Here is a 15,717-nt window from a genome sequence, read left to right as displayed (position 1 = left end):
TCACCGGTCCTGGAGAGAGTCGGAGTCGGCGTCAGCCGCGTCATGGGGGCGGTAGATCGTGTAGACCTCTTCGCCGTCGTACTCGTGTGGCTCGACCGGTTCGAGGCGGTCAGCTCCTGTCGGTCGGGGCACGAAGCCCTCGGGCAGGGCGGAGCGCGCACCGGCAGCGGTGGAAACCCGTGGCGCTACCGGCGCTGCATGCTCGACCCGTCGGCCGGCGGGCGGAGCAGGTACGGGTGGCTCAGGCTTCGGCTGGCCAGTGGAGTGACGTCCCTCAGCGGCGGCCCGAGCCGGCTCGAGCTCTGCGGGACGGTGGGCTGCGGCCTGGACGGTGGTCGCGCTTGAAACGGGGACCGCCGGGCCGGACGGACGGGCCTCGGCTCGTTCGGGAGCGGAGTCGTCGGACTCGTCCTCGACCTTCGAGCCGAGGAAGGCACCAGCGCCGGCCGAGATGCCGCCGGTGGCAAGGCCGAGCCCGGCGAAGGCGAGTCGTTTGGCGCCGGCGGTGCTCGGAGGGTCGAGGCGTTCGAGCGGGTTCTGGTGGGGGCTCACCATGGCGGTGAGCCGCCGGAAAGGCTTGAGGATCACCCACATGAGCAGGCTGAAGACGGGCATCAGGACGATGCCGAGCCACGCCGGCGCTCCTCCTGGGTCGAGCAGGAGCCCGAGCACGGCGATGGTCACCGCGGCGCCGACCCCGAACAGGACGGCGTTGACGACGGCGGCGCCGACGAGTCGTCCGAGACCGATGACGAGCCCGCGGGCGGTGGGGAAGGCGCCCAGCGTGGCGAAGGCCGGGAAGAGCATCACGGCCAGGCGGACGAGGAGGAAGCACCCGATCAGCAGGAGTGCAGAGACGAGGAGGAACGGAAGAGCGAGCAGTGTGCCCACTGCCGAAAGAATGGCGTAGCCGACTCGGGCCTCGGAGCGCTGGCCGGTGAGGTACTCGTACGCCTCGGGGTCGCGGTCCTGGATCTCGTCGGCGGCGTCCTTCCAGTCCTCCTGCTTCTGCTCGATGATCTCCTGGCCGCGGTCCGGGTCGTCCTCGAGGATCTGGGCCTCACGCCAGGTGAGTGCCTGTGCCTGGAACAGCTGGGGTCCGTAGGTGCGGGCGGTGGCGGAGTCGGCTGAGCCGAGGGCGCCGGCGAGCCACGCCCGGTACAGCAGGGCGTCTATGATGCCGGAGGCGACGGCGGTGCCGGGGTCGAGGTCGTCGTCCTGACCGTCGAGGTGGGTCACGACGGTCCCGAGGGTCTGGGTGACGGTCTCGTCGGCTGCTTCGCCTGCTTCGACGGGCCACCGAAAGAGTGCTGTTGCCAGGAGGATCACGAGCAGCGCCCACCCGACGGCGCCGGCGTTGCTGGCCAACGATGCGCTCCGGGCACGGACGATGACGAGGGCGCCGATGGCTGCGATGACGAATGGAATCCACGAGACGAAGAGGTTGTCGTGCAGTGCCGTGGAGACGTCCGAGATGGCGCCGTCGAAGGCCCCGAGGAAGTCGGGTGCGAAGGCTTGCTGGATGACGGAGCCGGTGAGCGAGGTCAGCGCGAGCGGGATCTGGGTGATCCAGTTGCTGATCGCTGTCCCGATGACGGCGTCCGGGGCGCGCATCGCGTCGGGGCCGCATCCGAGGTCGTAGGTGTGCCAGCGGAACCCGGCCAGGCCGTACTGCTGGTAGATCGTGGTGCCCGAGTCGGGCTGGAACGGATCGGCCTCGTCGGGCAGCGGGGTGGGCTCGGTGGAGAAGAAGCCGGCGAGACCGCGGCCGGGTACCTCCGGGGTGGGCGGCGTCTTGCAGTCGGGAAAGCCGGGGATGGCCGAGGCCGGCGCCGCGAGGACCAGGCCGAGGAGCCCCGCGATCACGGACAGCAGGAGCAGTCGAGGGAGCAGGGCTCTCATGCCACGTCCTCCGAGCCTCGCTGTGCCGCGGTCGTGTTGAGCGCGGCGAGCAGATCGGGATTGCCGGTGAGGTCGATGCGCAGCTTGTCGACGTTGCCGTCCACGTCCCGCATGACGAACTCGCGGAACTGGCTGTCGCCGCGGCCGGACGACAGGGTGGAGAGGACTCGCTCGTAGCCGACGCCGGTCGGGACGCGGAGCATGCGGAGACCGTCGCGCGCGGTCTCGTCGTCCTCGAGCCTGCCGACGAAGGCGGCGGACATGAAGTTCGCGACGTCCATCCCGAGGACGTCGGACGGGTTCTGGCTGGCGGCGAGCACGCAGGTGTTCCACTTGCGCGAGTCGCGGCCGAGCCGGGTGAAGAGTGCGCGGCCGGCGGACCACTCGCCGAGGAAGTGTGTCTCGTCGAGGGCGACCAGCTTGCGCTCGTGCATGGTCCGTCCGTAGACGGCCCGGGTCGCGAACCAGGACGCCAGGTGCAGCAGCGGTACGGCGAGCTGCTCGGAGGTCGACCAGTGGTCGCGGGGGACCGAGCGCGGCGGGAGCACCAGCCCCGGCATCGTGAGCACGGTCAGGGTGGCGCTCAGACGCGGCGCGGCGCCCTGGGTGCTGGGGAAGAACAACCGCGACAGCGGGAGCTCGGCCATGTCGCGCAGGTAGTCGGCCACGACCTTGCCGTGAGGATTCCCCATCGCGTCCAGGTGAGTGACCACATCCCACAGGGAGGCACCGGCATCACCTCGGGTGGAGCGCACCGCCTCCGAAACGACCAGCGCGGTCTGCGGCATGGCATCGACTGAGGCCGGCAACAGCATCTTGATGACGTCCATGGCGAGCAGCTTCCGGTCCTGCGCGGCCAGCACCTCCGCCTCGCGGTGTGCGTCCTCGTCCGCGAAGGAGGAACGCGCTGGCGTGGCCACGACCTCGAAGGGGTTGAGGGTGCCGGAGGCCGCTGTCGTGAGGTCGATGTGCTGGCTGGCCCCCGCCAGGTCGGGCAGCTGCGTGAGGCGGGACAGCGGCCCGGACGGGTCGAGGATGATCGATGGAATGCCTCGGCGGACGGCGGAGTAGGCGATCTGCCCGAGCAGCACGCTCTTGCCCGCGCCCAGGCCACCGACGACGGGTACCAGGCCGGAGGTCTCGCGGACCTCGGTGGCGTAGTGGGTGTCGAACATGACCGCGCGGGCGGAGGCCCCTGCGGTGTACCCGATATAGGGCCCACGTCGGTCGCCGAGTCGGCTCGAGGCAGAGGGGACGCCGGCTGCGACGTAGAGGGCCGGGAGACGCCGTCGGTAGGCGGCCGTGGACACCGGCTCGCCGGGGATGAACTCGCGGAGCAGCCCGAACTGCCCGCGGGGGTGCTCGATGGTCACGCGCCGGGAACGGTAGGACGTGACGACCTTCCGTGCCCGCTCGAGGCACTCCTCCTCGGTGCGGCCGGCGACGGCGATGCGGAACCAGCCGTGGATGCGGGTGGACGCGACGTCGGCACCACGGGTCATCTGGTCCTCGACCTCGCGGGCGTGGCGGGCCTGACGGTCGAGGGCGAGCGGTTCGTCGAGGTCGTGCTCGGCGTAGTGCTTCTGCATGTCGCGGACGACGAGCAGCTTGCGCTGGATGGTGCGGCGGGCGTCGTTGCCGGCCAGGACGTCGAACTGCGCCGACCACTCCACGGGGAACGGCAGCCGATCGGTGTGACTGAGCCACGGCTCGTGAGCAGGGTCGGGTGCCTCCATCTCCTCGAGGCGCCCCACGGAGAGGACGGCGACGTGGCGCTCGACAGGTGCCCGGTCGGTGCGACTGGTGAGCTTGACGGTGCGACCGAGAGCAGCAGCTTGGTACTCGACCCTGTCCTCGAAGGTCGACAGGTCGTCCTCGGTCCAGAGCTTCTGCTCGACGGGGGAGAGATCCTGGGGCGATGGCAGCCCGAGACCGGTGGAGCGTCGGACGAGCCACTCCATCTCGACAGCGGATGCGGGGCGGCCGTCGAGGCCGGGGAGGGTGACGGCCTCGGTGATCCGCTCGACCTCGGGCAACAGACGCGCGTGCTCGATGTCCGTGGGCCGCCGGCGAAGGGTGCTCAGAAGCCGGTGTGAGGGCGCACGGGAACGTACGCGCACGCCCAGGTAGATCTCCTTCTCGGCCATGGTCTGCGTGCGGAGGTGCCGCTGCATGTCGACGAGGTGGTCCGACCACGAGGGGCCGCCGGCGGTGTCGAGGGGACTCGTCGTGAGCTCGTCGAGCTGCCGCGCCCAGGTGGCGGTCGGGTAAGGCCGCGACGTGACACGGAGGTGGACCCGGTGACCGGCCAGCCAGGACAGCCCGTCGGCGAAGCCGAGCATGAGCTGCTCGCGCTGCCCGTCGGAGCGGAAGGCCCAGAGCTGGGTCGGGAGCACGTACCAGGCCCACGCCTCGTCCGCGGTGAAGCAGAGGTTGCCCTCGATCTGGCGTAGCGCCAGCCGGCTCTGCGGGGGAGCGTCGATGGACCTGCTCACAGCAGGCTCCTCTCGCGAACCCGGATCTTGCGGGTGCCGACGGCGACTCGGTGGCCGGACTTCCGGGCTCGCGGTGCTCCGGCTTCTGCTCGGACGAGATGCCAGACGCTCGCCAGCGGCCGGTCGTGGTCGATGACGCCGGTAAGGGCGTAGGTGGCGAGGACGGAGAAGACGAGCTCCCAGACCGGTGGGACGCTGACGTGCATCGGGAGCCCGGCCTCGACCAGCAGGATCGACACGAAGAGGACGAGCCAGATGCTGTAGGCCGAGTAGCGCGCGGTCCAGGGGAGCGTCATGCCGCGGGGGCCGAGCCAGACAGCGTCGACCCGGTAGACGTCGTCGTCGGGGCAGAGCAGCATGGCTCAGCCGCCGAAGACGAACGCGGCGATGTTGTCGGCAAACCCGTAGAACAGGGCAGCGCCAGCGATCACCATGCAGCCGAGCATGATGTTGGTGACCGTGAGGGCGTTCTGCGACATCTGCCCTTTGCGGGAGGACGCGATGATGCCGATCCCGACGAACAGCAGGATGACCGGGATGATGTTCTTGACTCCCCAGGCCACGATGCCGTCGGAGTTGAAGTCAGGTGCTGCGGTGATGAGCTGCGGAACGAGTTCAAGCATGGTGCGTACCTCCCGAGACGGCTCTCGAAAGGAAGCGGGCCCCCCGACCGCCTCCCCGAGCGAGAGCGGACGATTGATGCTTCTGCTGAGCATCGGACCACACTCAGCGGGCTCCTGCTAGGGGTGCGCCGGCGGCCTGTGGATAACTGCCGCGACGTGGGTCTAGTCGAACCCGCTCTGCTGGGACTTCTTCACCACACGTCAGGGACCACTTCAAGCTTCAGCGATCACTTACCTGATCTACTGGCGACGTGGATAGGCCATCGGACCAGCTTGACACCGCCAGCAAACTGCCGCGACTGTCGAGACGCCACTTGCTTGCCGGTGCTGGACTCGCTGGCGTGGGTGCTGGCACTGCTGTCACCGCATATGCGGTGGACACGGGTGCACTTCCCGGGCGATCTTGGATCTTTCGCCAGTTGGGATTGTCCGGAGAGCCAGGCGTCGTTCCCGACGTCAAGCCGGGAGAGACCATCTCTGGGTCGTTTAGGTCGCAGGCACGACTCGGACGGCAGTGCGGCTGGACGATCGCGCTTCCGCCCAAGGCCGAAGAAGGCTTGCCGGTTGCAATCGTGCTGCACGGCCGTGGCAACGACCATGCGTCAGCCTTCAGCGAGGACTATCTCGGCTTAGACCGGTTCCTAGCTGAACACGTACGTGGCGGGGGGACCCCCTTCGCGCTGGCCAGCGTCGATGGAGGCGAAACGTACTGGCATCCGAGGGCAAGTGGTGAGGATGCTGGCGCCATGGTGCTAGACGAGTTCATGCCCTTGCTCAACCGTCGAGGGCTCAACACAACCCGGGTTGGATTCCTGGGATGGTCGATGGGTGGTTACGGTTCCTTGGCGCTCGCCACCCGCTTAGGTGCAAACCAGGTTGCAGCTGTGGCCGCCGCAAGCCCAGCACTGTGGCACGACTTCGAAGACACCGCGGACGGCGCGTTTGACGACGCTGCGGACTTCGCTCAAGCCACCCTGTTCGGGAGACAATCGCTACTCTCGGGCATTGATATTCGGATCGACTGCGGTGAAGGCGATCCTTTTTATGCAGCCACCCGGGACTATGTGGCAGGTTTCAGCGTAAAGCCATCTGGAGGGTTTCAGCGCGGCGACCACACCTTGGACTATTGGCGAAGGTTGGCACCCAGCCAATTAGGCCTCCTTGGTCGGTCCTTCGCCTCCACGGCGGAAACTAATAAATGAGAACCGTTGGGGAATGCCAGTCAATGGGGGGCATTGCCGGGTGTGGCTGCAATGCCCCCATCGGGGTTCACCCAAAATCAGCGCATCGGATCTTCAGTTTTGGCCCGCACTTACCGACCGTCGCGCATGCCCCTGCACGAAACTTGCCACGGTGGTCTCGCGGCAGAGAGAGCAGAATGTTTGCCTTACATGCGCGTATCCAGCAAATCAACGCCGCACCTTACCTTGCCATGCCGCAGGAAAGAAAGTCTCAAGTGCCGCCCGGGCCGGAGGCTTGGACCAACAAGTCTATAGGTCACATCTTCCTGGCTGGCGAGGAAAGTTCTTTCATGCACCGTTCTGACACCGTCGACCCACTGCGCGGCCCGAATGGTCCATGGAGAACCGCTGGCAGCACTGCCATCCATCCCAAGGTAGAGAAGGTCGGGCTGATTCGAGCGCCTGACGGGATACCAGAATGCAAGAAATCCTCTGCTGCATCTAGTCGAAGAGATGGCCAAGCGCGGCAGAACGTACGAGCCAAGAAAGCATCGATGGGGGTGTTCTTCGGCGTCTCGAAGGTGAATGGCAAAACTTCTTGCCCACTTCGGCACCAAGAAAACAGGGTTGAGGGATTCCGACGCCCAAGTCTTCTCCTGAAGTCTAATCGTCTTGACTCGGGTCGGTCCGCTCGTGCTCTGTAGGACCAATCGTCCATTCCAAGATTCCGGAGACTCTATTTCGCGAAGTGCGACCGTCACAGCTAGGTGACGCGCCTCGGTTGATCTCACCACCCTTAGGCGCACGAAACCCTTGTTGCAGGAGGCTCGCAACGAGGCAACTGACTGCGAGTCTGAGTCCGTCGCGGACGCGACGCTCGGCTGCGCCATCCATAACGCGCTCGCAGTCACAATGGAAATGAGGATTGCAAGACTCATCAAATTCCGCGCTGTCCGCATGAAGTACCGCCCTATCGTACTGTCGCTGAAGATACCCGAACCGCCAAGAGGGTGAATGGCGAAGATGTCGCGCACCCACCCCCTTGGCGTCGCGTCAGTCCTTCTCTGCGGTGAGGCCGTACCAGATCGGGTCAGGACCGGTACTGTCGTTGATGATCTTCTTCCAAGTCGTCAGGAGAATGTTGTGGCGGTTCGTCGACTTGGAACTGATCCGCGGAACGCCCCCTGATGTCCGACCCGTCACTCCGACGACGTGGTCGATGACGCTGTCGCCGTCATTGTCCCAGTCGACGAAGTAGAGATCGCCTCGCTTTGCGTCCCAGATATTGTCCATGTGGCCCATAGACTTCTCATTGCGCGCATAGTCATACAGGTCCTTTGCGACGGCCCAGGTCTGCGTATGGCCGGCCGGGCCAGCCAAGTCTGCGTCCCAATTGTCATTGTCATACGGATTGACGCCACCGGTCTGCTTCCAGCCGGCATTATTTAGTGCCTGGGAGATGAAGTTGGCGCAATTATTGTCGAACTTCGGATAGTCGGGGTTCATCTTTTTCTTATGATCCGAATCCGTCCACAGCAAGGCGTATTGGCGGAAATCGCCGCGATTGACGACAGACGTTCCAGACTTCGCTGCGTCCGTAGCTAGCGCCCGGGCCTGAACCGTCTGGTCGGCCAATGTAGTTGTTTCAACTTCTCCCTCCGCCAGTTGCGTCGATTCATCGGACTCCGGGGAAACGTCGACCACTTCCGGACTGTCGTCTGGTTCCTCTGCCCTGGCTGACGTGCGGCCACTAGTTTCGGAAGCGTCTGCCAGAGTAACCCAGTAGTCCTGATCCCAGGAGGCATCCGAAAGTTCGTCGGACCCCAGGTCTAGGTATGTTTGCGAAATCGAGACGGTGACATTGAAGGTGGTCATGTTATCGGGGCCAGAAGTGACGTCGTTGATAGTCAAAGTCGTAGACGAGGATTCGATTTCCATGTCTGCGGACGTCACAGTGCGCCGCAATGCCAGGGCCTGCTGCAGTTGCTCAGACAGAACGTCTGTCTCGCTGCTTGTCCGAGAAACCGCACGCGCGCTCGGCCGTGACATGGCCGATCGACCGTGGAGCCAAACCCGGTTGGTCTCTTGAAATAGGGCTCGGATGGCGGGACGCGCCTCCGCGGACGTTAGGTGGTCCTGCAGGTTGTCCGCGGTGCCGACTGAGGATGCGACAGCGGAACCGTCGCTAGTCATCGCAATGGCGGCGAGCATGCTGGCTGCTCCAGCCAGGATCATTCGCTTCAAGTGTGTTCCTAATGGGCGATGGATAATGTCTGCCAAGTTGGCTTGACGGCGCTTAAGGTAGACCGATTTGTTGCCGGGAGGTGCGCAATCGAAAATTGGACTAGACCGGGCTGGAGGGGCGTCGCCAAGACACGTGCGCACGTGTGTCAGGCGCCACAGCGCTGATTGATTGACAGGCGCGCTCTTCGATGGCACGCGGACCGTTCAATGCGCGATGGTGATGTCGTTCGGTGGCCAGGTCGATCAGGATGTATTGGTGTGCGGGCACCTGGTCTGCTGGTTCCACCGTCAGATTGACCAGGTGGCTGTCGGGCTGGTCTTCGAGCCAACCCCTGTACCGGGAGTGGGGGATTGCTGAAGGTCCGGTTGTCACTCTGACCTGCCCTACGGGTTGGTTTCCAGATCGGGTGATGAGTCTCGGGCCTGACTGAAAGGCTCTGAGAGTGCCCCGTCCCTATCCGCCCGAGTTTCGTGCCCGCGCCGTCGCGCTGGTCCGATCGGGCAAGCAGGTCAAGCAGACCGCCTACGAGCTAGGCATCAGCGCAGGCTGTCTCCACGGCTGGGTGCGCCAGGATCAGATCGACCGGGGCGAGCGTCCGGGCATCAGCACCGGCGAATCCGCCGACCTCCGCGCAGCACGCAAGCGAATCAGGGAACTCGAGACCGAGTTGGCGATCGTCCGGCAGGCCGCGAAGTTCCTGGACCAGGACGAGCCCCACCCAAAAGGGTCCACCCGGTGATCGACCGTCTGGCCGATGCCGGGATGCCCGTCGACGTCGCATGCCGGGTCCTTGGTGTGTCTCGGCAGGGCTACTACCGCTACAAGCGCCGTCCCTTGTCGGCCACTCAGCTGCGGCGCCAGTGGCTGACCGGACTCATTCGCGAGGTCCACGTGGCTTCCCGCGGTACCTACGGCTACCGCCGTGTCCATGCCGAACTCACGATGGCGATGAAGATCCAGGTCAGCTCGCGGCTGGTCTCGGTCCTCATGACGCACGCCGGGATCTACGGACTGCCGGGACCTGCGCGGGTCAAACGCCTCAGAGGCGTGGCAACCGCCGAGGACCTAGTCAACCGAAAGTTCCACCGGCTCCGACCGAACGAACTGTGGGTCACCGACATCACCGAGCACCCCACCCCGCGAGGGGAAGGTCTATTGCGCCGCTGTTCTCGACGCCTACAGCCGGCGGATCGTGGGCTGGTCCATCGACTCTCGCCAAGACGCCTCACTGGTCGTCAACGCCCTCGACATGGCCATCCGCAACCGTCGCCCCGAGCCCGGCGGCGTGGTCCACGCCGACCACGGAGTCCAGTTCACCTCCTGGGCCTTCGGAGACCGGGTCCGCACCGCGGGGCTCCTTCCGTCGTTCGGGACGGTCGGTGACGGCCTGGACAACGCCATGATGGAGAGCTTCTGGTCCTCGATGCAGATCGAGCTCCTCAACCGCCGCAAATGGAAGACCCGAGTCGAACTCGCGAACGCGATCTTCGAGTACATCGAGATCTTCCACAACCGACAACGCCGTCACTCCGCGCTCGGCTACCAGACCCCGATCGAGTACGAACTAGCCTCACCCACAGACACCGTTCCCGCCTGAGGACTCATCACGCCGAATGGAACCAGGCTGTAGGGCAGGTCACTCTGACCTGTCACCGGATGGTGCACCGGAGCTGTCGCTGTGGGCTGGGCAACATGCACAAGCATCGAGCAGGGCATGCCAGCAACCGCCCGGTTCGCCTTGCGGTGCGAGCGCGCTCAGGCGGGTCCAGGTTCTTCGCCGTTTGTTTGAACGTTCGGTTCAGGGTGTCTGGACTCTGCCAGACTGGCTCGGTGCCCAGCATCAACGCTCGCGCCCGCGTCGCAGCCGACTGGAGCACGTCACCTGACACACTCTCCGAGCTCGCTTCAGACAGTTCCTCGAAGGTGCGAGAGGCTGTAGCGAAGAACCCATCCACGTACGTCGAAGTCCTCGAGGTCTTGGTTCGCGACGAGAAGTGGGCCGTGCGGTTCGCGGTCGCCGAGAACCCCGGTCCGCACGCTCTTGCCCCAGCTCTGGGGGCGTCCGACGCCGATGTGCGTGGGGGCGCGGCACAGCGCGAAGACCTCGACGCCATGGGCGCCCGACGCGTGCTCAGCGACCCCGTGCACACAGTGCGTGAGCGACTCGCTGAGGTGACACGGGACGAGGACGCGGTGGCAGCTCTGGCGCGGGACCCGCACCCGGCTGTTCGCTCGACCATCGTTCTCAATCCAACGATCAGTGATGCCGATGCCGAGATGCTGGCATCTGACCTGATCGCCCAGGTGCGCGCAACGGCGGCGGGCTCTCGAAGACTGCGACCAGAAACGCTGAGTCGCCTGGCGGAGGACCGCTCGTCTGTGGTCCGTTGGTCAGTTCTTGTCAACAACCCCGAGCGGCTGGATCTGGCACGCAAGATCGCTGAGGACTCCGACGAGATGAACGCCAGTCAAGCAAAGGAGCAGATAGCGCACCCGCGTGACTTCACGGATTTTCTCGGCGAGATCGATGTCATCAACTGACGGTCAGACGATGCGCTCATCGGCAACTCGGCAACTGGCGAGGCTGCTCGGGACGCAGCTAGTAACACCTGCGACCCACGAGTTCCGGTCAGCTATTGAGTTCGCCGGAGGCTCAGCCGTCACGGATGCAGAATGTGGGCATGCGAGAACCCCGGCCTGACCGGATCATGTCCCCCGATGATCGAGCGGGCTGGTATGCGGTTCCTCCCGGGGGCCATGGGGCCGAGGATGACAACGAGACCTGGGAAGGGCCGAGCGAGGGGTCGTTGATCCGCTTCATGTCTGAGGACGGTGTCGATGTCCCCTTGTGGAGCGAGGACGGCCTGATCTTCGTCGACGGCGACGAACTGGTTCGCGAGTGGAGCGTTAGTCAAGAACTCGCGAGCGACATCGTGGAGTGGGGTCGGGCGTCCCAAGGTCCGGCGACTGCAAGGATCGACGCAGAAGCGGCCCGTTTGATCCGCCTCCTCCAACATGAACTCGACTACCGCTTCCGCATCGTCTACCAGCCCTGATCCGGGCATCCGCGCACAGGCAGATCCGCCACCGTCCGGCAGATGCTCGAACGCCGTCACTGGACCTTCGCCTATCGGGACAAGTCGAAGTGCACCTTTGGGTGCGTCCCGACGGGGAGATTGCACCGGACGCATCATGCTTGTGCCCGTGACTGATGTGCCGTGGGCAACTACTTCGAGGCTGGTCCTCCGTAGCCCAAGGCCCGAGGATGTCGACCGGCTTTTCGCGATTCACAGCAACGTGCTCACATACGAGCACAACCCAGACGGACGAATGGTCGACCCCGAAGATGCACAGCGCCTTCTTGAGGCGTGGCGGTCCCACTGGGTGGCGCATGGGTTTGGGTACGCCGCCGTCGAACTCGCTGGCTCAAGGGAGATCATCGGATTCGCAGGTGCCAAGCACCAGACGATCGGGGGACAGCCGGTTCTCAATCTCTACTACCGCTTCGATCCCTCATCATGGGGCCACGGCTATGCCAGTGAAGCGGTTCGTGCAGTCATCGCCAACGTGCAGTCCACAGTCCCGCGGTGCGCAGTGGTGGCGCGCGTCGCCCAGAACAACCCAGGCTCCATCGCAGTCGCTCGAAGCGTCGGTTTGTCGCGGCAACTCGTGACTGACCCAGGTGATCCGAGTCCGCACCACCTTTTCGCGTCCCAACACCTCTAGCTGATGCACACGAGGGATGGTCTCGCGGAGGGACCCCGTGCGGCATGGTCAAGCGGAGCTCGCAAGCGGATCCCCATCCGGGAAGCCGTCCGCTCATGCCGAGTTGCAGGGATTCACGACAGACACTCACGAGAGGATCTGTGACATGAATGATCTCGCAGCGGTCCGAGCGGAAATCCTCTCGGCAGCAACGGAGGATCTGACAGGCGTCTACGAAGCCTGGTGGACCGCAAACACCATGCACCCCGACCTTGCGCTCAGCGCGCGTCTGGCTCTGGCCGAGGAGTCGTTGAGGTCGCTGTTGTCCGATGGGCTGGTGGCCCTCTCTCGGGGGTCCTGGGAGTCGCAGGTCCCGGTTCCGGAACATGAGGTCGAGCACGTCCTGCGCGAGTACAAGACTTGGGCTGTGGACGATGCGGCTGATCGGATCTTCTTCGAAGCCACTGCGGCAGGACACGCAGCCTATGGACTGCCTGGCTGAGGTCGAAGAGTTCGCATCTGCCGCGATACGGACGTGGCTGACTATCGACCTCCTGCCGCCCGTGCCGCGTGCCGATGGGCATGCGGACACGAAGCTCGTCCGACGGGGCCAGCCTGCGAATACTTCGCGGAACACCGTCGGGCGCACTCTCCACGCGATGGGTACTCAGTACGCACTGGCAGTAGACCGATCCGTGGGCCCCAGCGTCAGGCGGAGGCGTTGACGCGTTGATCGACTACCTCGTGCCAGCCCCCGCCTCGATTCTGATGCGTATCTACTAGGCGGACCGGCTCGGGGCCGAGGACCGTCGTTTCACGGCACAGTGGGTGGACGTTCGCTATAGAGTCCGGGCATGCACTCGGGTCTCAAGGTGGCTGCCGTTCTGTCTGCTCTCCTCTTGGCTGGCTGCTCCAGTGAAGCGACGGCAACGGAAGCTGGTGAGCAGTTCTTCAACGACTTCCAGGCAGCCGAGGCTGCGGGCTGGGATGTGGAGATGCTGCAGTCCCTTGCCGATGGCCTGCCGAAGAGTGCGACAGTGACCGGCATCGCTGATGACGACGGTGACGGGCTGGACGACGACGGGCAAGTCAGCGTGACCGAGGATGGCGACTGGGCGTGCGTGATCCTGCCCGGGGAAGCTAGGGATGGGAACGTCTCCAGCGGAGCCTGCTCGTAGCATTCGCGCCTCGACAGTATGGTCCGGTTCGGTTCGGTGCTTTGGCTGTGATCGGTGCAGCGGTGGCTGCTAGCGCGGCTGGAGGCTTCGCATATGGTACGTGCGAAGGAGGCGGCAGTGCATCAGGTGGTACTGACGACGCCCTCCTCGGGGCTGGCAGTGCATTACTCTCCGTTCCCGGTGGAATGCTCACGGAGATGTGATGACTTTCGAACCAGCAGACCGGAGAAGGACTGCCTACGTAATTATTATCGCGCCGATCCCCCTGTTGCTCGGCTTCGTTCTGCGTGACGTTTTCGATATGCGACTTTGGCTCGTTTTCGTGATTTGCCTCATTGTCAGTCTTGCAATTGGCGGTTCCGCCTACATGGTCCGCAAGCGAAATTCTTGTTGACTCGGGGGTGTTAATTAAGCGCGCAAAGGTGTTAATGCAACTCAATGACACCCCCTAGAGGCATCGTCACGCAGAGCGTGACCAGTTCGGGGTCATCGCGGGGAGCGTGGCCACGGGTGGGTCGCCTATCGGTGACCGCAGCGACCTCGGCGGCAGACCGAACTGCCCAGCCCGCCGTCGCCGATAGTGGTTCCCCAACCGGCGCCGGATGAGCACCCTGCTCGAGCTCGTTTGCCAGCGCCTCAACCGCACCAACGACGCCGCCAGGTGGGTCAGCCTGATCCGAGCTGACCTCGACGCGCACGGCGGCAAACCGTCCCGCCCACGACCGCCCCGCCGACCCCGTCAAGCGGAGCACAGCCGGCGACCGGATCGACTCGCTGCGCGGATGACCAACCGCCCGACCAGTGGCAGAAGCGTGCAGGTCCGGTGGGCGTCGAGGGGGTCCGCTGGTTGACTGCTCGCATGACATCAGGCGACGGGACCACACTGCTCATCTCCGTTGACATCCGCCAGGTGGACGAGCACGGGCTGGTGTCCAACTGGGATGACGACACGAAGTTGTGGCTGTCCTTCCAGGAGCAGGACAGGACCATCGGTATCGCCGGGAACAGCGCGGCGCTGACCTCGCTGGCGCGTCATCTGCTCACGCTTGCCCAGGCAGACGCCATGCCGGGTCACAACTTGTACTGGGAGCCAGAGTCGGGCTGGTTCGAGACCAACGAGGCGGGCCTGCACATCAGCCTCGTGGAGTGACCGCACATCGGCTGCGGGCACCTCCCTGCTCGATCGTGCGGCGAGAACGCTCCATATTTTCACGCTGCTATTCGAGGGGGGTAACCGGCTGATCGAGCCTGGATTGCGAATCGACCTGACAGTGCGCTCCCGAGGTGCCCGCCAAGGATCTTGACCGCTCCGCCCTGCGTGCTTCTATTCGAGGGGGGAAGCGCCCAGTGCCTCGCCGAGACCATCTATCGCTGTCCGTCGGTACGCGTGGGTGACATGACCGTAGGTGTTCATGGTTCATCTCGAGGCTGGAGTGGCCGAGGATCTCCATGACGGTGCGCGGAGGGACGCCGGCTCCGAGGAGTAGCGAAGCTCACCCGTGCCGGAAGTCGTGGAGACGCACCACCCGGACGCCGGCGCATCGGCAGCAGGCCTGGACGATCCGCGTCGTGTTGCAAGGGTCGAACGGTGTGCCGAGACCCACATGTGCCAGCGACTAGGTTGCGACCATGGATGCCGTGCCCGGACCACAGTCGACCGCCCCCGTCCGCCATGTGTTGTTCGACGCCGACGGTGTGCTGCAGGTGGTGCCGGGTGGTTGGTACGTCGCGATGGAGCCCTATTTGGGCGACCGCGCGAGGGAGTTCCTCCACAAGACGTGGAAGGACGAGCTGCCTACGTTGGCGGGCGAGGGTGACTACTTGCCGATGCTCGCGACGGCGTTGCTCGAGTACGGCGTGACGGCGCCGGTCGAGGACGTCTACCGCGACGTCTGGCATCGCATCGAGCTCATCGAGGAGTCGTTCGCCCTCATCGAGACGCTGCGACACAAGGGCTACGGCGTGCACCTTGGCACCAACCAGGAGCAGCACCGCGGCGGTCACATGCGGAGCGCCCTCGGCTACGACGCCATCTTCGACACGAGTTGCTATTCCTACGACCTTGGCTTCGCCAAGCCGGACCCGGCTTTCTTCACCGAGGCCGCCCGCCGGATCGGTGTCGATCCGGGCGCGATTCTCTTCATCGACGACAGCATCAAGAACGTCGAGGGCGCCCGGGACGCAGGCATGGTCGCCGTGCATTGGGACGTAGACCAAGGCCACGACTACCTGATCGACGTGCTCGTCGAGCACGGCGTCGCGGCGTGCTGAGTAGTCTTGTGACTATGACGACCGAAGACGCGCTAGCAACGGTAGTGCGGTTCGCGCCACCGGCGGCGACGCGAGCCGGCCATGGACGGCGCTTGCTTCGGGCTATGAGCAGGCGCG

Annotated in this window: 13 protein-coding genes and 1 pseudogene; 9 read left to right on the top strand and 5 right to left on the bottom strand. The window is 65.0% G+C overall.

What is annotated here, in order from left to right:
- From M8316_RS11550 to M8316_RS11535, 4 genes are read right to left on the bottom strand one after another with little or no spacing between them, the layout of a single operon-like run.
- On the bottom strand, positions 1-1,902 hold the full coding sequence (locus M8316_RS11550) for an MFS transporter (RefSeq protein WP_250054698.1): 1,902 nt from the start codon (positions 1,900-1,902) through the stop codon (positions 1-3).
- Entirely contained in the window at positions 1,899-4,397 is a 2,499-nt protein-coding gene (locus tag M8316_RS21110) for an ATP-binding protein (protein WP_250054696.1), read from the bottom strand. The genes M8316_RS11550 and M8316_RS21110 overlap by 4 nt, the downstream gene beginning before the upstream one ends.
- A complete protein-coding gene (locus tag M8316_RS11540; protein ID WP_250054695.1) occupies positions 4,394-4,756 on the bottom strand; it encodes a hypothetical protein in 363 nt (120 codons plus the stop codon). The genes M8316_RS21110 and M8316_RS11540 overlap by 4 nt, the downstream gene beginning before the upstream one ends.
- Before the next feature lie 3 nt (positions 4,757-4,759).
- The gene (locus M8316_RS11535) at positions 4,760-5,020 is read right to left on the bottom strand and encodes a hypothetical protein (RefSeq protein ID WP_250054692.1); all 261 of its coding nucleotides are present in this window, start codon (positions 5,018-5,020) and stop codon (positions 4,760-4,762) included.
- 341 nt (positions 5,021-5,361) lie between these two features.
- Between M8316_RS11535 and M8316_RS11530 the strand changes: the two genes are divergently transcribed.
- Positions 5,362-6,222: an alpha/beta hydrolase-fold protein gene (locus M8316_RS11530; protein ID WP_250054690.1), complete on the top strand. Its 861-nt coding sequence runs from the start codon at positions 5,362-5,364 to the stop codon at positions 6,220-6,222.
- Between the two features lie 1,032 nt (positions 6,223-7,254).
- Here the strand turns inward: M8316_RS11530 and M8316_RS11525 are convergent.
- On the bottom strand, positions 7,255-8,436 hold the full coding sequence (locus M8316_RS11525; protein WP_250054786.1) for an amidase domain-containing protein: 1,182 nt from the start codon (positions 8,434-8,436) through the stop codon (positions 7,255-7,257).
- Positions 8,437-8,888: 452 nt separating this feature from the next.
- Here M8316_RS11525 and M8316_RS11520 point away from each other — a divergent pair.
- The 8 genes and pseudogenes from M8316_RS11520 (at position 8,889) to M8316_RS11485 (ending at position 15,600) form a co-directional block, all read left to right on the top strand.
- Positions 8,889-10,043 (top strand): annotated as a pseudogene (locus M8316_RS11520) (IS3 family transposase).
- A gap of 233 nt (positions 10,044-10,276) precedes the next feature.
- Positions 10,277-10,987 carry a variant leucine-rich repeat-containing protein gene (locus M8316_RS11515; protein ID WP_250054688.1) on the top strand — a complete coding sequence of 237 codons (711 nt, stop codon included), beginning with the start codon at positions 10,277-10,279 and terminating at the stop codon, positions 10,985-10,987.
- A gap of 140 nt (positions 10,988-11,127) precedes the next feature.
- Positions 11,128-11,502 carry a hypothetical protein gene (locus M8316_RS11510; protein ID WP_250054686.1) on the top strand — a complete coding sequence of 125 codons (375 nt, stop codon included), beginning with the start codon at positions 11,128-11,130 and terminating at the stop codon, positions 11,500-11,502.
- A 148-nt stretch (positions 11,503-11,650) separates the two neighbouring features.
- A complete protein-coding gene (locus M8316_RS11505) occupies positions 11,651-12,172 on the top strand; it encodes a GNAT family N-acetyltransferase (RefSeq protein ID WP_250054684.1) in 522 nt (173 codons plus the stop codon).
- A 145-nt stretch (positions 12,173-12,317) separates the two neighbouring features.
- Positions 12,318-12,653 carry a hypothetical protein gene (locus M8316_RS11500; protein WP_250054682.1) on the top strand — a complete coding sequence of 112 codons (336 nt, stop codon included), beginning with the start codon at positions 12,318-12,320 and terminating at the stop codon, positions 12,651-12,653.
- Between the two features lie 352 nt (positions 12,654-13,005).
- Positions 13,006-13,329, top strand: a complete 324-nt coding sequence (locus tag M8316_RS11495) for a hypothetical protein (RefSeq protein WP_250054680.1) — start codon at positions 13,006-13,008, stop codon at positions 13,327-13,329.
- Positions 13,330-14,188: 859 nt separating this feature from the next.
- The gene (locus M8316_RS11490) at positions 14,189-14,479 is read left to right on the top strand and encodes an Imm32 family immunity protein (RefSeq protein WP_250054678.1); all 291 of its coding nucleotides are present in this window, start codon (positions 14,189-14,191) and stop codon (positions 14,477-14,479) included.
- Between the two features lie 479 nt (positions 14,480-14,958).
- Positions 14,959-15,600 (top strand): HAD family hydrolase, encoded by a 642-nt coding sequence (locus M8316_RS11485; protein WP_250054676.1) that lies wholly within the window; start codon positions 14,959-14,961, stop codon positions 15,598-15,600.
- Positions 15,601-15,717 lie beyond the last annotated feature (117 nt).

It is taken from the genome of Nocardioides bruguierae, from assembly GCF_023554635.1.
Taxonomy (GTDB): Bacteria; Actinomycetota; Actinomycetes; order Propionibacteriales; family Nocardioidaceae; genus Nocardioides; species Nocardioides bruguierae.
The sequence above is the reverse complement of the archived record's forward strand: the minus strand, read 5'-3'. Positions and strand labels throughout refer to the sequence as shown.

Excerpts from the sequence above, each read along its gene's own strand:
- M8316_RS11490 (WP_250054678.1), top strand. The coding sequence starts at position 14,189 with ATGACATCAGGCGACGGGACCACACTGCTCATCTCCGTTGACATCCGC.
- M8316_RS11535 (WP_250054692.1), bottom strand. The coding sequence starts at position 5,020 with ATGCTTGAACTCGTTCCGCAGCTCATCACCGCAGCACCTGACTTCAAC.
- M8316_RS11550 (WP_250054698.1), bottom strand. The coding sequence starts at position 1,902 with ATGAGAGCCCTGCTCCCTCGACTGCTCCTGCTGTCCGTGATCGCGGGG.
- M8316_RS11500 (WP_250054682.1), top strand. The coding sequence starts at position 12,318 with ATGAATGATCTCGCAGCGGTCCGAGCGGAAATCCTCTCGGCAGCAACG.
- M8316_RS11510 (WP_250054686.1), top strand. The coding sequence starts at position 11,128 with ATGCGAGAACCCCGGCCTGACCGGATCATGTCCCCCGATGATCGAGCG.
- M8316_RS11495 (WP_250054680.1), top strand. The coding sequence starts at position 13,006 with ATGCACTCGGGTCTCAAGGTGGCTGCCGTTCTGTCTGCTCTCCTCTTG.
- M8316_RS11540 (WP_250054695.1), bottom strand. The coding sequence starts at position 4,756 with ATGCTGCTCTGCCCCGACGACGACGTCTACCGGGTCGACGCTGTCTGG.
- M8316_RS11485 (WP_250054676.1), top strand. The coding sequence starts at position 14,959 with ATGGATGCCGTGCCCGGACCACAGTCGACCGCCCCCGTCCGCCATGTG.
- M8316_RS11525 (WP_250054786.1), bottom strand. The coding sequence starts at position 8,436 with ATGATCCTGGCTGGAGCAGCCAGCATGCTCGCCGCCATTGCGATGACT.